Annotated in this window: 15 protein-coding genes and 1 pseudogene; 6 read left to right on the forward strand and 10 right to left on the reverse strand. The window is 57.5% G+C overall.

All coding sequences use genetic code 11. The annotated features are described in order from the left end of the window. The first annotated feature begins 16 nt into the window (after positions 1 to 16). Both CLM72_RS27980 and CLM72_RS27985 read left to right on the forward strand, forming a co-directional pair. Positions 17 to 1,075, forward strand: a complete 1,059-nt coding sequence (locus CLM72_RS27980; RefSeq protein WP_105228988.1) for a helix-turn-helix domain-containing protein — start codon at positions 17 to 19, stop codon at positions 1,073 to 1,075. Further along, positions 1,072 to 1,563: a nucleotide-binding protein gene (locus CLM72_RS27985; protein ID WP_105228989.1), complete on the forward strand. Its 492-nt coding sequence runs from the start codon at positions 1,072 to 1,074 to the stop codon at positions 1,561 to 1,563. The genes CLM72_RS27980 and CLM72_RS27985 overlap by 4 nt, the downstream gene beginning before the upstream one ends. A 3-nt stretch (positions 1,564 to 1,566) precedes the next feature. Here the strand turns inward: CLM72_RS27985 and CLM72_RS27990 are convergent, their stop codons facing one another. Together CLM72_RS27990 and CLM72_RS27995 are read right to left on the reverse strand one after the other, a co-directional pair. Continuing rightward, entirely contained in the window at positions 1,567 to 2,436 is an 870-nt protein-coding gene (locus CLM72_RS27990; RefSeq protein ID WP_105228990.1) for a DUF5677 domain-containing protein, read from the reverse strand. Positions 2,437 to 2,454: 18 nt separating this feature from the next. Further along, positions 2,455 to 3,744, reverse strand: a complete 1,290-nt coding sequence (locus tag CLM72_RS27995) for an MFS transporter (protein WP_105228991.1) — start codon at positions 3,742 to 3,744, stop codon at positions 2,455 to 2,457. 406 nt (positions 3,745 to 4,150) lie between these two features. Here CLM72_RS27995 and CLM72_RS28000 point away from each other — a divergent pair, with 406 nt between their 5' ends. Both CLM72_RS28000 and CLM72_RS28005 read left to right on the forward strand, forming a co-directional pair. After that, positions 4,151 to 4,555, forward strand: coding sequence for an acyl-CoA thioesterase (locus CLM72_RS28000; protein WP_003176975.1), 405 nt, complete (start codon positions 4,151 to 4,153; stop codon positions 4,553 to 4,555). A 58-nt stretch (positions 4,556 to 4,613) separates the two neighbouring features. Then, positions 4,614 to 5,513, forward strand: a complete 900-nt coding sequence (locus tag CLM72_RS28005) for a D-hexose-6-phosphate mutarotase (RefSeq protein WP_105228992.1) — start codon at positions 4,614 to 4,616, stop codon at positions 5,511 to 5,513. Positions 5,514 to 5,628: 115 nt separating this feature from the next. Here the strand turns inward: CLM72_RS28005 and CLM72_RS28015 are convergent, their stop codons facing one another. The 7 genes and pseudogenes from CLM72_RS28015 to CLM72_RS28045 form a co-directional block, all read right to left on the reverse strand. After that, positions 5,629 to 6,165, reverse strand: a complete 537-nt coding sequence (locus CLM72_RS28015; protein ID WP_003195640.1) for a DUF3299 domain-containing protein — start codon at positions 6,163 to 6,165, stop codon at positions 5,629 to 5,631. Between the two features lie 77 nt (positions 6,166 to 6,242). Beyond that, complete coding sequence (locus CLM72_RS28020) at positions 6,243 to 6,488, reverse strand: GlsB/YeaQ/YmgE family stress response membrane protein (protein WP_005792540.1); 246 nt, start codon at positions 6,486 to 6,488, stop codon at positions 6,243 to 6,245. 105 nt (positions 6,489 to 6,593) lie between these two features. Continuing rightward, entirely contained in the window at positions 6,594 to 7,679 is a 1,086-nt protein-coding gene (locus tag CLM72_RS28025) for a 5-(carboxyamino)imidazole ribonucleotide synthase (RefSeq protein WP_105228993.1), read from the reverse strand. Positions 7,680 to 7,690: 11 nt separating this feature from the next. Next, positions 7,691 to 8,182, reverse strand: coding sequence for a 5-(carboxyamino)imidazole ribonucleotide mutase (gene purE, locus CLM72_RS28030; RefSeq protein WP_003195648.1), 492 nt, complete (start codon positions 8,180 to 8,182; stop codon positions 7,691 to 7,693). A gap of 195 nt (positions 8,183 to 8,377) precedes the next feature. Continuing rightward, the gene (locus CLM72_RS28035; protein ID WP_105229196.1) at positions 8,378 to 9,682 is read right to left on the reverse strand and encodes a type II toxin-antitoxin system HipA family toxin; all 1,305 of its coding nucleotides are present in this window, start codon (positions 9,680 to 9,682) and stop codon (positions 8,378 to 8,380) included. Then, positions 9,679 to 10,044: a helix-turn-helix domain-containing protein gene (locus tag CLM72_RS28040; RefSeq protein ID WP_233475042.1), complete on the reverse strand. Its 366-nt coding sequence runs from the start codon at positions 10,042 to 10,044 to the stop codon at positions 9,679 to 9,681. The genes CLM72_RS28035 and CLM72_RS28040 overlap by 4 nt, the downstream gene beginning before the upstream one ends. Before the next feature lie 204 nt (positions 10,045 to 10,248). Further along, positions 10,249 to 10,626: pseudogene (locus CLM72_RS28045) on the reverse strand (hypothetical protein); the annotation flags it as partial. 129 nt (positions 10,627 to 10,755) lie between these two features. Between CLM72_RS28045 and CLM72_RS28050 the strand changes: the two are divergent. Beyond that, positions 10,756 to 11,409, forward strand: a complete 654-nt coding sequence (locus tag CLM72_RS28050; protein ID WP_105228995.1) for a reprolysin-like metallopeptidase — start codon at positions 10,756 to 10,758, stop codon at positions 11,407 to 11,409. Positions 11,410 to 11,468: 59 nt separating this feature from the next. Here CLM72_RS28050 and CLM72_RS28055 read toward each other — a convergent pair whose 3' ends face one another. Continuing rightward, positions 11,469 to 12,383: a LysR substrate-binding domain-containing protein gene (locus tag CLM72_RS28055; protein ID WP_034129132.1), complete on the reverse strand. Its 915-nt coding sequence runs from the start codon at positions 12,381 to 12,383 to the stop codon at positions 11,469 to 11,471. A 181-nt stretch (positions 12,384 to 12,564) separates the two neighbouring features. On the opposite strand from CLM72_RS28055, the gene aspA reads away from it, so the two are divergent. Continuing rightward, on the forward strand, positions 12,565 to 13,989 hold the full coding sequence (aspA, locus tag CLM72_RS28060) for an aspartate ammonia-lyase (protein WP_003195657.1): 1,425 nt from the start codon (positions 12,565 to 12,567) through the stop codon (positions 13,987 to 13,989). The last annotated feature ends 236 nt before the right edge of the window (positions 13,990 to 14,225 follow it).

Genomic DNA, 14,225 nt, shown 5'->3' on the forward strand with positions numbered 1-14,225 from the left:
CCTAAGGAGACCTCACATGATCAATGACCGAATTCGCCGCGCAAGGTTGTTGCGCGGCATGTCGCTAGAAGCACTGGCACTGCGTCTCGGTGACATAACCAAGCAAGGCTTGAGCAAATATGAAAAAGGGCTGATTACCCCAAACTCTCAGCGCCTTTTGCAATTAGCAAAGGCACTCGAGGTGAGTCCAGAGTATTTTTTCCGTACTCAGGCACTGCCACTCGCGCCGCTGGAGTTCCGTAAGCTTGCGAAGATGCCTCAGTACCGTCAGGTCCAAGTCGAGGAACAGATTCGAGAGCATCTGGAACGCTATATATCTCTTGAAGAGTGTTTCGACCCAGAAGATATCAAGACTGCCGAAACCCCGGCGCAAATACTCCCTGTATCCTCCTTAGAAGAAGCGGAACGAGCGGCGGATGAGCTCCGTAAGTATTGGGATATAGGCGAAGACCCTATTGCTCACCTGACTGAGCAGTTGGAAGAACACGGCATCAAAGTGGTGATGCTGGATGGTCCTGATGATTTTGATGGCGCTTGCGCAGCCACCAATGACGGCGAACATGTGCTGATCGCTCTAAATGCTCAGAGAGCAGGTGAACGAATTCGCTTCACCGCTGCTCACGAACTGGGTCACTGGGTGATGAAATTGCCTGATGATATGCCCGAGCGCGATAAAGAAAACTGCTGTCACCGCTTCGCAGGAGCTTTCCTTTATCCAGCTAAAAGCGTAACCGGAGATTTTGGGAATCATCAGCGCTCCCGTGTCCACCCTAGAGAACTATTAATTGCTAAGCGCCAATATGGGCTCTCAATGCATGCAGCGCTCCGTCGATTGAAGGACCTTAAACTGTTAGGCGAAGGCGGCTTCAAGTCCCTGACTATTCAGTTCAGTAGCAATGGCTGGCGCAAAGCAGAACCTGAACCATTACCTTGCAAGCCACCTCAGCGTTTTGAGTCACTCGTTTTCTGGGGGTTAGCGGAAGGCCTTATCACCAAATCACGAGCGGCCGAGTTGCTGCGTCGCCCGGTGAGAGCTCTAGATCCCAATTTTCTAGGCTCATTGGAGAGTGCATGAGCCTCATCTATATCAGCGACACCAACATCTGGATTGATTTCAGGAATGCGGGATTGTTAGAGCATATGTTCAGGCTGCCACTCACTTTCTGCTGCACCGACTTTGTCATGCACGAGCTTGAGGATTTCCCCCATGATGAACTACTCGCCCAAGGGTTGGTTGTCGAATCATTTGACGAGGGAGGCGTGCAAAAACTCTTAGGACTTAAGGTCGAACACAACAATAGTTCATTAGCCGATGTTTCTTGCTACCTACTAGCACAAACAACCGGAAGACCGTTACTCACTGGCGATGGGAAACTACGTCGTCAGGCAATTCGGGACGGACTGCAGGTACACGGTGCACTTTGGCTGCTCGACCTAATGGTCGAGCATCAAGTCCTCAACGCTATTGACGCAGCAACGGCGTTGGAGCATATGCTAACTGATGGCGCCCGCTTACCAGCATCAGAATGTCAAATAAGACTCTTAGGCTGGAGAACTATATAAAGCTCAACTCGGATACTGAATATCCATCCAGCGCTTGTAAACATCACCATACTCATCTTCCAAAGCAGAGAAATTATTTTCAAAAAGTTTCATGGCTTTGATTGCGTCAGCTGACGGGTAACTTATAAAGCGATACCCCGTCATTACCCTAAATTTGAAATACCCGAATCCATCGGAAATTATCCGACTAAGATGAGCCAGATGAATTGAATCCCTTTCATCAGCATTTCGCAAGTCACGTTCCATCGGCATTCCAATCCCAATGCAGTCAGCATGATGTATATGACTAGCGTTCGAGTACTCATGTAGCAATGCTGTAAAACCTTTAAATAATGGATCTCCGCTATTCGTTAGACCGGCAATCAAGCCAGTGAATCCCCATCTGCGTTCAAGCTCTTGACGGTTTTTTCTATCATATCGCTGATTAACTTCAGCTCTTTTTTCTGGCGATATCAAAAGATCCTTGATGGGTTTCCACTCTCGGTCATCAGGATTCGTCACAGCGCTCAAAAGTTCTTGAGCCTTACTATCGTTTTTCAATAATGAAATTTCAAAGAGGTCAGTATCAAACTCTTCAACTCGCCGTCTAAAACTCTCACGCGACTGGAGTATATACAGTACCTTCAGCGTACCCTCGCACACAGAGCGCATGATTACATCCGCATCCCAGAGTTGACCGTAAGCAGACAATAAAAATGCACTTTCGGTAGATCGCGCTGTCGCCGATAAAAGCTCACCGAGGACCTGCCGTTCTCGCTTATTGAATTCAGAAAAAGCTGACACTGGAGCCATTAGTGGCAGCAACTCCCTCATTAACAAAACCGCTTTTTCGGACCACTCTTTCTGAATTTTAATGAGTACTTCCGTGTACATAGCCTACTCCTGAACAGATTACCGCCTGTGTTTCCACAGATACCCACCCACCAACATCCCCATCACACACAGGACGGCCACATAGTAAGCCGGGCCCATCGGGCTCTCCTTCATCAGCAGCGACACCGCCAAGGGCGTCAACCCGCCGAACACGGCATAAGCAACGTTGTAGGAGAACGACAGACCGCTGAAGCGCACCACCGGCGGGAAGGCTTTGACCATCACGTAGGGCACCACGCCGATGGTGCCGACAAACAGACCCGTCAAGGCATACAACGGGAACAGCCAGTCCGGGTGGGCCATCAGGCTGTGATACAGCGTCCAGGAAGTCGCCAGCAGCAGTGCGCAACCTGTGACCAGCACGCGACCGGCGCCAAAACGGTCGGCCAGCGCACCCGAGGCGATGCAACCCAGGCTCAGGGTCACGATGGCCAGGCTATTGGCCTGCAGTGCCACCGTGGGGCTGAAGTGATAGATAGTTTGCAGCACGGTCGGGGTCATCAGGATGACTACCACCACGCCGGCCGACAATAGCCAGGTCAGCAGCATCGACAGCACAATGGCGCCACGGTGATCGCGCAACACGGCGCGCAAGGGCAGTTCAGCGGCCAGGCTCTTGCGTTGCTGCATCTCGGCGAAGATCGGGGTTTCATGCAGCCAACGACGCAGGTACACCGACAGCAGGCCGAATACGCCGCCGAGCAGGAAAGGAATCCGCCAGGCGTAATCAGAGACCTGTTCCGGTGTATAGGCGCTATTGATGGCGGTAGCCACCAACGAGCCCAGCAGAATACCGGCGGTGAGGCCGCTGGTCAGGGTGCCGCAGGCGTAGCCGATGTGGCGCGGCGGGACGTGCTCGGAGACGAACACCCAGGCGCCCGGTACTTCGCCGCCAATCGCCGCGCCCTGGATGATGCGCATCAGTAGCAACAGGACCGGCGCCCACAGGCCGATCTGCGCGTAGGTGGGCAGCAGCCCCATGATCAGGGTGGGTACGGCCATCATGAAGATGCTCAGGGTGAACATCTTCTTGCGGCCCAGCAGGTCACCAAAGTGCGCCATGATGATGCCGCCCAAGGGGCGCGCCAGGTAGCCGGCGGCGAAGATGCCGAAGGTCTGCATCATGCGCAGCCATTCGGGCATGTCCACAGGGAAGAACAGTTTCCCGACCACGGTGGCGAAAAACACAAAGATGATGAAGTCGTAGAACTCCAGCGCTCCACCCAGGGCAGACAGCGACAGGGTTTTGTAGTCGTTGCGGGTCAGCGGGCGCGAGGGTTGCGCACTGCTTGCGGGCACGGAGGACATGGCAAGGCTTCTCTTATAGTAATCATCGTAAAGGACTGCACGCCCATGGCTTGCGGCGGGTTTGGCAAGATAGCAAATCGCCTGAAAAAGCACAGCGCCAGGAGCACAGTTGCGCGCAAAAGCCCCGATACAGCGTCTATTTACCGACCAAATGAGCGTCGGGAGGTCGTCGTGGCGCCAGGGTCTCGATATACTCGCCGGTGCAAGCGCCAGACCCGCTGTCTTGAGGGGCTGCTGTGCCAAAACGTTGTTGGGTGCCATCCAGCCGGTTTGGCAGAGTTTCCCTTTAGTTCGCCTTACGAGAAACGCATCGAGCGGTGTATGTTGGTGCTGAAACGTTTTTCTAAGAAGACGGCTATCCACTTGAAATACCCATGAAGCGTCACGGGTCAGAGGCACCCTCGGCATGATCGAACTCGAACAAGAAGATCCTATCCCGCAAGGCGATCTCGCCCTGCAAATCACCGCGCTCCCGCGTGAAACCAACGGTTTTGGCGATATCTTCGGCGGCTGGCTGGTCGCGCAGATGGACCTCGCCGGCACGGCAATGGCCAGCAAGGTCGCCGGTGGGCGCGTGGCCACCGTGGCCATTGATCGCATGGCGTTCCTGGTGCCGGTGGCCGTGGGTGCGCAGCTTTCCTTCTATACCCAGGCCCTGGAAATCGGCCGCAGCTCGATCCAGATGATGGTCGAAGTGTGGAGCGACGATCCGTTGTCCAGCGAATGGCGCAAGGTGACCGAAGCCGTATTCGTGTTCGTCGCCATCGATGGCAGCGGCCGCACGCGCTCGGTACCGTCACGGGCGCGTTAAACCTCGCCGGGTTTTAACGGTCAATTGCCCCATTGCCTGCCACTAAGAGAGCTTTGTTATGCCTACGCCCCACGTTGAGACGGTAAAAATCGACGAGCTGGACTGCTGGCGCATCAGCCACAACGGCGCCGAGCTGATGGTGGCCCAACAGGGTGCGCATATCTTCAGTTACCAGCGCGAGGGCGAACAGCCACTGATCTGGCCGAACCCTGAGGCAGTGTTCAAGCAGGGCAAAGGCATTCGTACTGGCGTACCGGTGTGCTGGCCGTGGTTCGGCGTGTTCGACCGCAACCCGCAAAGCGTCAAAGCCATGCGCCAGAGTGATCAGCCTGCCGGCGCCCACGGTTTTGTGCGCACCGCACGCTGGGAACTGGCCACCACCGAACTCGACGGCCAGACGCTGCGAGTGGACCTGGTATTGCCGGTGCCGGCTGGCGGCTTTCCAGGCTGGCCCCATCAGGTAGACCTGACGCTGAGCCTGCTGTTGGACGACCAACTGCACATCCGCCTGACCAGCCACAACCGCGGCGCCGACACCGTGACCCTCAGCCAGGCATTGCACACCTACTTCGCCGTGAGCGATGTGCGCAAGGTGCAGGTCGAGGGCCTGGATGGCGTGGCCTACATCGACACCGCCGACGGGTGGGCCGAGAAACAGCAAGCCGGGCTGCTGCACTTCAGCGCCGAAACAGACCGCATTTACCTGAATACGCCCGCCCAGTTGAACATCGTCGATAACGATTGGCAGCGCTGTATCCAGCTCACCAGCGAAGGCTCGAAATCCACCGTGGTCTGGAACCCCTGGACCGAACGCGCCAAGGCTTTCGACGATATGGCCGATGACGGCTGGCAGGGTATGTTGTGCATCGAGACGGCCAACGTGCTGGACGATGTGGTGAGCCTGGCGCCCGGCGAAAGCCACACTCTAGGCGTGAGCATCACGGCACTGGCCTTGTAAACCCAATCAAATGTGGGAGCTGGCTTGCCTGCGATGCAGGCAACTGGGTGTATCAGGAACACCGAGACGTTGCTATCGCAGGCAAGCCAGCTCCCACAGGGTTATGCTCTGAGCTTTAGAGGTCAGACTCCTTCACCACCCGCACCTTCCCGGCCTCCAGCGCATACGCTGCATCGGCCAAGTCATTGTTGACCTTCTCCACCTTCAACGTGCCCGTGACCCACAGCGGCGTGTAGATATCATCCAGCTTCAACCCCTTGGGATAGCGCACCAGCACCAGTTGATTAGGCGGCGGTGGCGGCACATGTATGCAGGCGCCCGGGTAAGGCACCAGGAAGAACAACGTGCTGCGGCCCTTGGCGTCCGTTTCAAGCGGCACCGGATAGCCGCCAATGCGGATATTCTTGCCGTTCATGGCCGCCACGGTCTTGGTGGAATACATCACCGCAGGCAGGCCCTTGCTCTGCTTCAAGCCACCCTTTTCGGTGAACGTGCCTTGAGCTTCGGGGGAGTTATGGTCGATCTCGGGCATGGCTTCGAGAGCTTTCTGATCCGACAGCGGCATCAGGTCGAGCCAGTCGGTTTCCGGCAGTTCGCCAGCGTGCGCCAGGCCAGAGCCCAGCAGAAGAAGCGTTAACAGAAGACGGCGCATGGAGAGGCTCGGCAAATACAAGTGCCGAGCATTCTAGCCCTCTGCGCCTGCGCAGCGCAGAGGACTTTGTCGGCTGATTACTTCTTTTTGATCAGGCCGTAGATCACCAGCAACACGATGGCACCCACCAGCGCGCCGATGAAACCTGCGCCCTGGCCTGCCTGGTAGATTCCCAGGGCCTGACCGCCGTAGGTCGCGGCCAGGGAACCGGCGATACCCAGCAGGATGGTCATGATCCAGCCCATGCTGTCGTCGCCAGGCTTGAGGAAGCGCGCCAGCAGGCCGACGATCAAGCCGATAAAGATGGTTCCGATGATACCCATGGCATTTCCCTCTGATTGGTATGAGTCATGCCAAAGCCTAGTCAGGCTTTGGCATCCTGCAATCAGAGAGACGGCGAGCCCTAATGGTTCCCGCCGTGGCCTGGCTTATTGTTCGGCGATCAGTGCTTCAACCTTGAGAATCTGCGCCTGCAGCGTCGCACGGTCCTTGCAACGCAGGTTGGCGTGGCCGACCTTTCGCCCGGCCTTGAAGGCCTTGCCATAGTGATGCACGTGGCAATCGTCGATCGCCATCACACGCTCCACCGGCGGTACAGAGCCGATGAAGTTGAGCATGGCGCTCTCGCCGACCTTGGCCGTGGAGCCCAACGGCAAGCCCGCCACCGCCCGCAGGTGGTTTTCGAACTGGCTGCACTCGGCGCCTTCGGTGGTCCAGTGCCCGGAGTTGTGCACGCGCGGGGCGATTTCGTTGGCCTTGAGGCCACCGTCGACTTCAAAGAACTCGAACGCCATCACGCCGACATAATCCAGTTGCTTGAGGACGCGGCTGGAATAATCTTCGGCCAGGGCCTGCAACGGGTGGTCGGTGCTAGCCACGGAGAGCTTGAGGATGCCGCTGTCGTGGGTGTTGTGCACCAACGGGTAGAAGCGGGTTTCACCGTCACGGGCACGCACGGCGATCAGCGAGACTTCACCGGTGAACGGCACGAAGCCTTCCAGCAGGCAGGCGACGCTGCCCAGCTCGGCAAAGGTACCGACTACATCGTCGGCGGTGCGCAGGACTTTCTGGCCCTTGCCGTCGTAGCCCAGGGTGCGGGTTTTCAACACCGCCGGCAGGCCGATGCTGGCGACCGCAGCGTCCAGATCCGCCTGGGACTGGATATCGGCGAAGGCCGGGGTCGGAATGCCCAGGTCCTTGAACATGCTCTTTTCGAACCAGCGGTCGCGAGCGATGCGCAAGGCTTCGGCGCTCGGGTACACCGGCACGAACTGCGACAGGAAGGCCACGGTTTCGGCCGGGACGCTTTCGAATTCGAAGGTCACCAGGTCGACTTCATCGGCCAGTTGGCGCAGGTGGTCCGGGTCGCTGTAGTCAGCGCGCAGGTGTTCGCCCAGAGCTGCAGCGCAGGCATCCGGCGCTGGGTCGAGGAAGGCGAAGTTCATGCCCAGCGGCGTACCCGCCAGGGCCAGCATACGGCCCAATTGGCCGCCACCGATTACACCGATTTTCATCAATAAGAACCTCAGGCGATACGTGGGTCTGGATTGTCCAGCACGCTGTCTGTCTGCTCAGCACGGAATTTTTTCAGCACCGCATGAAACTGCGGGTGCTTGGCGCCCAGGATGCTGGCCGACAGCAAGGCTGCGTTGATCGCACCGGCCTTGCCGATCGCCAGGGTTGCCACCGGAATGCCGGCTGGCATCTGCACGATGGACAACAGCGAATCCACGCCCGAGAGCATCGACGACTGCACCGGCACGCCAAGCACGGGCAGGTGAGTCTTGGCCGCACACATGCCAGGCAAGTGCGCCGCGCCGCCGGCACCGGCGATGATCACCTCGATGCCACGGGATTCTGCTTCATCGGCATACTGGAACAGCAAATCCGGGGTGCGGTGGGCGGAGACCACCTTCACTTCGTACGGAATGCCGAGTTTTTCCAGCATATCGGCGGTGTGGCTAAGGGTGGACCAATCGGACTTGGAGCCCATGATCACGCCAACCAATGCACTCATCGTCGTGCCTCTTCTCTCTGGGCGCCCGCAGGCGCGTCAAAAAACAACAAGCCACGCAGGAGACCGGCGTGGCTTGGTGTGCGAATTAAGGCCGGTTGGACCGGCCGAAGGCCGCGCAGTATACCGTAATAATCCAGATAAACAGCCCCTGGGATGACCATCTGTCTAGCGGCGCAAAGTGGCGGTTTTATTGACTTAAGAGTCAGGCGCGAGGTCCAGTCGATGGGTCTTGGCAATCGCATCGATCATGACCGACGAGACCCCCACTTTTGCAGCGATCACAGGCCATTGCATCACCGCCTCATGCACCTCGCGGATGACCTGCTTGGCCTTCAGCCCTTTGATCTGGCTGCCCACACTGAGCAAGTCATCCACCACAAAATGGTCGCGCTTACCGTTGATACTCATCTGATGGCTGTCGACCCAGAAGTTGCCAGGCATATAGGACCAGGTAACGTCATAGGCAGGCGACAAATACCAGGTACCATCAGTGTCCAGCAAAAAGCTGATGTTCTTGGTGTGGTCGTCCTGATTTCGGGCGATCACGTTGAATACCATGCGCCTGAAAAACTGCTCCGCTTCCCGACGCCCCAGTTTCAGCGCCCTGAACACGTTCAGGGCCTCGGCGTAGGAGTATTCACCCGGTTTTTTGTAGTCGGCATGATCCAGTGCGCACAAGGTCGCGGTGTGAATTTTCTCACCTTCATCGGTGCGGTCGAATCGCTTGGTCATGAAATGAGCACGCCCGCCCTCTTCAAGCAGACGGCACTCCGTCATTACCACACCGGCTTGCCTGGCCATCAGGTGGTAGGCATATTCAATGCGGCCAAACCCCTGGCTATCGGCAAGCACGTCGGTGTTTTTTGCAACATCGAACTTGAGCAACCAGTAGCTATAGCCTTTGGGCGCTGGAACCTGCCCTGACCGGATATGTCCTTCGCGATTGATGGCAATGATCGCCTTTGCGCGAGCGCCACCGGCACTTGTGCCCACCTGGATCAAGCGCTGCAACGCGGCGTCGTCGACGCTAGGGTCATTGGATGTCAGCCGGTCCTCCAGGCTTTGTCGCCCCGAGAGCACCTCCCCAGCCAACTGGGTCAGCGCCGCGATCTCGATGGTTTCGGCCTCATTGGCCTCAATGTTCATGGCCGGCCGATATTCCAGCGCGCCCATACCGCGATGACCTTGGTAGAGGAGTCGATCCACCGGAGTGAACGAAAGCTTGTCGCGCCCCTGCTGCGCCAACCATGCGTTGATCAATGCATTACCGAAGTCATCCGGAAGCGAGTCGGCAAAAATCGCCGGAAGCGCCTTATAGGTTTCTCGGTTGAGGTTAGTGAAGGCGTAGGTGTACCCGGCGCGGGCGGGCATGTGAATGGGCGAGATCTCAAGCCCCGTGGAGACAAACTCGGGTGAAAACTCGAACTCGCCCACCTGGGTTGTCTCGTCCCAATTGAGCGCTCCGACGTATAAACCCCATAAATAGATCTGTGCAATCACCAACGGGTGTCCTTCTTGACTGCGTCGGGCACAAGGCGTTTTTTCTGGCCCGGTACAGAGGTGGTTTCGGATGAATCTTTGCGGGTGGTATAGGCACGCTGACGTTTTTTCCCAGCCATTTTGGCCATCTGGATGGGGCTTGAACGCACCTCCTCGACTAGAGAACTCAACCGATCCAGTTCCCCGATCACCCGCAACACTGCAATCAGATTGATCAAGGTGCCCTTGCCCGCCATCAACTGCCGTAACGTCGTGCGGGAAATACCCGCCTCCTCGGCAACCGTTTCCTGATTGATGTTCTTCTTCACCCTCAAGGCTTCAACGCGCGAGCCAATCGCTTGGGCGATAGCTTGCTCACTCATTGTCGTCATTCGCATTTTGTGCAGTTTCCTGATCAAAAGATGGATTTACACAAACCTTTGATCAGTATTCTAGCCAATATTCATCCGGCAAGTGATCACGTATTGAACAATATTTTTTGGGTAGAAAAATGATCAAAAAATGACAAAAAGCGATCTATTGAGCACTAAACCACTCATTTTCATTCAAGCGAGACCTCGATCTCCTTACGCCGCCCCACCTTCCAGTTTGCGCCACAACAACCGCACATTGGCCTTGCGCACCAACGCGCAGCGATACAAGCGAATCTCCAACCGCACATGCCATTGCGGCCCGCCGCACACCACCAGTTCGCCACGGGCCAGCTCCGCACGCACGCTCAATTGTGGCACCCAGGCGACGTTCAGGCCTTCATTGCGCAGTTGCGCGATCCAACAAGGGAAGAAGCCCGGCACCAGAGAGTGCGCCGCCACCTCTTGCATGCTTTCGCCCTGCCCGCCTTCGAGGTGATGTAAATGGCGCAGCACTTCACCGATCTGTTCGACCACCGTGCGCGCTGTCACCAGGAACAACTGCGCAGCCTCCAGGCTGCGGATGCGTCGATTGGGTAACACAGCGCCGCTTCACCGTACCGTAGAGAGTTAATTACCGCCAGGCGGAATACCTTCATCAATAAACTCGCAGGCACCCTGACTCACTCTCTATAACTTAGAACTTCTTGAAAGGATTAAAGGATGACTAAGACAGTCGAACGCACACAAAAAAAAGACATTACCATTATCGCCGCCATTCATGATGACGTGACGCAGACAAAACGAGAGACCATTTACGCTGATTACTTTCACGCAATCGTAAAAGAACTGGAAAGCTTCGCAGAGCGAAAAATCAATGTCGTCTTCGCCCAGGGCGAGCCCCAAAGCAACATGGAATACAAAGGCGATGTTATTGAGGTCGCTGCTACACGCTGGAGTGCGGTCGGCGCTCAACTTCTAGAAGATATGACGAAAGAAGGCCTAGAAACCAATGAGCTGACCAAAGTCCTTCTCGTCACCAACGACAAATTAAATGATACGATTTTAGGCATCGCGAGCACATACGGGGAAACCCAAGGCGGAACATACGCCATCGCATCATTGGTCTCGCCAGAAGTCATCGCGCATGAGATCGGTCATTTATTAGGAGCCAAACATGACGACTCTGAAGTTCATGTCAAGCGCCGCTGGGCCAGTGGCCTTAAGCTCCTTGAGGCTTGGTGGCTATTCGGAACCTGGTACGAGGACATTAAGACTCATACCTATATGACACCCTACAGTAGCAGTTCCACCACTTACACTTTCAGCCCCGCCAATCGGCAAAATATTAAGAATTACCTGGCCAACAAAGATTAATACCGACACCTCTTTATACTGCTGTATTCCCATCGGTTCGATCATTGGCTTTCCTCCGTTTAGGCGGAGGAACTCACTGCAATGCCACTCTCGAGCTTCCTCCACAACAACCGCACATTGGCCTTGCGCACCAACGCGCAGCGATACAAGCGAATCTCCAGCGGCACATGCCATTGCGGCCCGCCGCACACCACCAGTTCGCCGCGCGCCAACTCCGCACGTACGCTCAACTGCGGTACCCAGGCGATACCCAAGCCTTCGAGCGCCATGCTCTTGAGGCTGTCGGCCATGGCGGTTTCATAGATGGTAGTAAAGCGCAGAGCCCTCTGGCGCAGCAGCAAATTCACCGAGCGGCCAAGGAACGCGCCGGCGCTGTAGGCCAGCAGCGGCACGCTGCCCTCGCCCTCCAGGTCGAACAGCGGCTTGCCCTCGGCATCGGCGGCGCACACCGGGAGCATTTCGGTGTTGCCCAGATGCAGCGACGGGAAAATCTCGGCGTCCATTTGCATCGCCGCGTCCGGGTCGTAGAACGCCAGCATCAGGTCGCAACCGCCTTCACGCAGGGCGTGCACGGCGTCGCCGACGTTGGTGGCGACCAGCCGCGTGGCGATATTCAAGCCCTCGTTGCGCAACTGAGCGATCCAGCGCGGGAAGAACCCCAAGGCCAGGGAGTGGGCGGCCGCCACTTGCATGACTTCGCCCTGCCCGCCTTCCAGGTGATGCAAATGGCGCAGTACTTCACCGAGCTGTTCGACCACGGTGCGCGCCGTCACCAGGAACAACTGCCCGGCCGCTGTCAGTTCCACCGGCGTGCGCGAACGGTTGACCAACGTCAGCCCCAACGCGGCTTCCAGGCTGCGGATACGCCGACTGAACGCCGGCTGGGTGACAAAGCGCCGCTCAGCCGCCTGGGAAAAACTACGCGTCGCCGCCAGGGCGCTGAAGTCTTCCAACCACTTGCTCTCAAGGTTCATCACTGCCTCCCACGGAATGCACCATTTTGGCACACACGCCCGCCAAGATAACCGGGTCACATCCACATTATGCCGTTTGTGCATAGGCCAGTGTTTAACAGCATTGGCCCAAAAAGTTCTACAAGCCTAGCATTCGCAGCGTTCCGGCCAGTTCCGGGTCCATATTGAGATGATTTCCGTCATGTCCTCTGCTGCATCATTCCGTACCGAAAAAGACCTGCTTGGCGTACTCGAAGTACCGGCTCAAGCGTATTACGGCATCCAGACCCTGCGAGCGGTGAATAACTTCCGCCTCTCGGGCGTTCCGATTTCGCATTACCCGAAATTGGTGGTCGGTCTGGCAATGGTCAAGCAAGCGGCCGCTGACGCCAACCGCGAGTTGGGCCAGCTCAGCGAAGCCAAGCACGCTGCCATCAGCGAAGCCTGTGCTCGTCTGATCCGCGGCGATTTCCACGAAGAGTTCGTGGTGGACATGATTCAAGGCGGCGCCGGCACTTCAACCAACATGAATGCCAACGAAGTCATCGCCAACATCGCGCTGGAGGCCATGGGTCACCAGAAGGGCGAATACCAGTACCTGCACCCCAACAACGACGTGAACATGGCGCAGTCGACCAACGATGCCTACCCGACCGCGATCCGCCTGGGTCTGCTGCTGGGCCATGACGCGCTGCTGGCCAGCCTCGACAGCCTGATCCAGGCGTTCGCCGCCAAAGGCGCCGAGTTCAGCCATGTGCTGAAAATGGGCCGCACCCAGTTGCAAGACGCCGTGCCGATGACCCTCGGCCAGGAATTCCGCGCTTTCGCCACTACCCTGGGCGAAGACCTGGCGCGCCTGAAGACCCTGGCACCGGAGCTGCTCACCGAAGTGAACCTGGGCGGCACCGCCATCGGCACCGGCATCAACGCCGACCCGCGTTACCAGGCCCTGGCCGTACAACGCCTGGCCACCATCAGCGGCCAGCCGCTGGTACCGGCGGCCGACTTGATCGAAGCCACCTCAGACATGGGCGCCTTCGTGCTGTTCTCCGGCATGCTCAAGCGTACCGCCGTGAAGCTGTCCAAGATCTGCAACGACTTGCGCCTGCTGTCCAGCGGCCCACGCACCGGCATCAACGAGATCAACCTGCCGGCGCGCCAGCCAGGCAGCTCGATCATGCCCGGCAAGGTCAACCCGGTGATCCCGGAAGCGGTCAACCAGGTAGCGTTCCAGGTGATCGGTAACGACCTGGCCCTGACCATGGCAGCCGAAGGCGGCCAATTGCAGTTGAACGTGATGGAGCCGCTGATCGCCTTCAAGATCTTCGACTCGATCCGCCTGCTGCAACGCGCCATGGACATGCTGCGCGAGCACTGCATCGTCGGCATCACCGCCAACGAAGCGCGCTGCCGCGAACTGGTGGAGCATTCCATCGGCCTGGTCACCGCGCTGAACCCGTACATCGGCTATGAAAACGCCACCCGCATTGCGCGTATCGCGCTTGAAAGCGGGCGCGGCGTGCTGGAACTGGTGCGTGAAGAAGGCTTGCTCGACGACGCCATGCTCGACGACATCCTGCGCCCGGAAAACATGATCGCTCCACGCTTGGTCCCGCTGAAGGCCTAAGCGTTTGTTGCACCGCTCACCAGGTTGAGGGACTAGACACCTCTCACCTTTTGAGGGCCTGAAGGCTCGTTCTTCAGGCCCTTTTTTTTGCCCACCATTCCTCTTTTTATATAGCGCTCGCACCCTGCTACTGCGTTTCACATATAAAACAACTACGTCCCTCACTTCCCCCCAGCGTTACTTGAAAACGCGGGAGCGGGCTTGCTGGCGAATGCGGTGGGCCAGTCAACGCATAT

This window comes from Pseudomonas sp. MYb193 (genome assembly GCF_002966775.1).
Taxonomy (GTDB): Bacteria; Pseudomonadota; Gammaproteobacteria; order Pseudomonadales; family Pseudomonadaceae; genus Aquipseudomonas; species Aquipseudomonas paracarnis.

Bases quoted from the DNA above. Each gene is read 5' to 3' on its own strand.
- CLM72_RS27995 (WP_105228991.1), bottom strand. From the start codon at position 3,744: ATGTCCTCCGTGCCCGCAAGCAGTGCGCAACCCTCGCGCCCGCTGACC.
- CLM72_RS28050 (WP_105228995.1), top strand. From the start codon at position 10,756: ATGACTAAGACAGTCGAACGCACACAAAAAAAAGACATTACCATTATC.
- CLM72_RS28000 (WP_003176975.1), top strand. From the start codon at position 4,151: ATGATCGAACTCGAACAAGAAGATCCTATCCCGCAAGGCGATCTCGCC.
- CLM72_RS28055 (WP_034129132.1), bottom strand. From the start codon at position 12,383: ATGAACCTTGAGAGCAAGTGGTTGGAAGACTTCAGCGCCCTGGCGGCG.
- CLM72_RS27985 (WP_105228989.1), top strand. From the start codon at position 1,072: ATGAGCCTCATCTATATCAGCGACACCAACATCTGGATTGATTTCAGG.
- CLM72_RS27980 (WP_105228988.1), top strand. From the start codon at position 17: ATGATCAATGACCGAATTCGCCGCGCAAGGTTGTTGCGCGGCATGTCG.
- purE (WP_003195648.1), bottom strand. From the start codon at position 8,182: ATGAGTGCATTGGTTGGCGTGATCATGGGCTCCAAGTCCGATTGGTCC.
- CLM72_RS28005 (WP_105228992.1), top strand. From the start codon at position 4,614: ATGCCTACGCCCCACGTTGAGACGGTAAAAATCGACGAGCTGGACTGC.
- CLM72_RS28015 (WP_003195640.1), bottom strand. From the start codon at position 6,165: ATGCGCCGTCTTCTGTTAACGCTTCTTCTGCTGGGCTCTGGCCTGGCG.
- CLM72_RS28040 (WP_233475042.1), bottom strand. From the start codon at position 10,044: ATGAGTGAGCAAGCTATCGCCCAAGCGATTGGCTCGCGCGTTGAAGCC.
- CLM72_RS28020 (WP_005792540.1), bottom strand. From the start codon at position 6,488: ATGGGTATCATCGGAACCATCTTTATCGGCTTGATCGTCGGCCTGCTG.
- CLM72_RS27990 (WP_105228990.1), bottom strand. From the start codon at position 2,436: ATGTACACGGAAGTACTCATTAAAATTCAGAAAGAGTGGTCCGAAAAA.
- aspA (WP_003195657.1), top strand. From the start codon at position 12,565: ATGTCCTCTGCTGCATCATTCCGTACCGAAAAAGACCTGCTTGGCGTA.
- CLM72_RS28025 (WP_105228993.1), bottom strand. From the start codon at position 7,679: ATGAAAATCGGTGTAATCGGTGGCGGCCAATTGGGCCGTATGCTGGCC.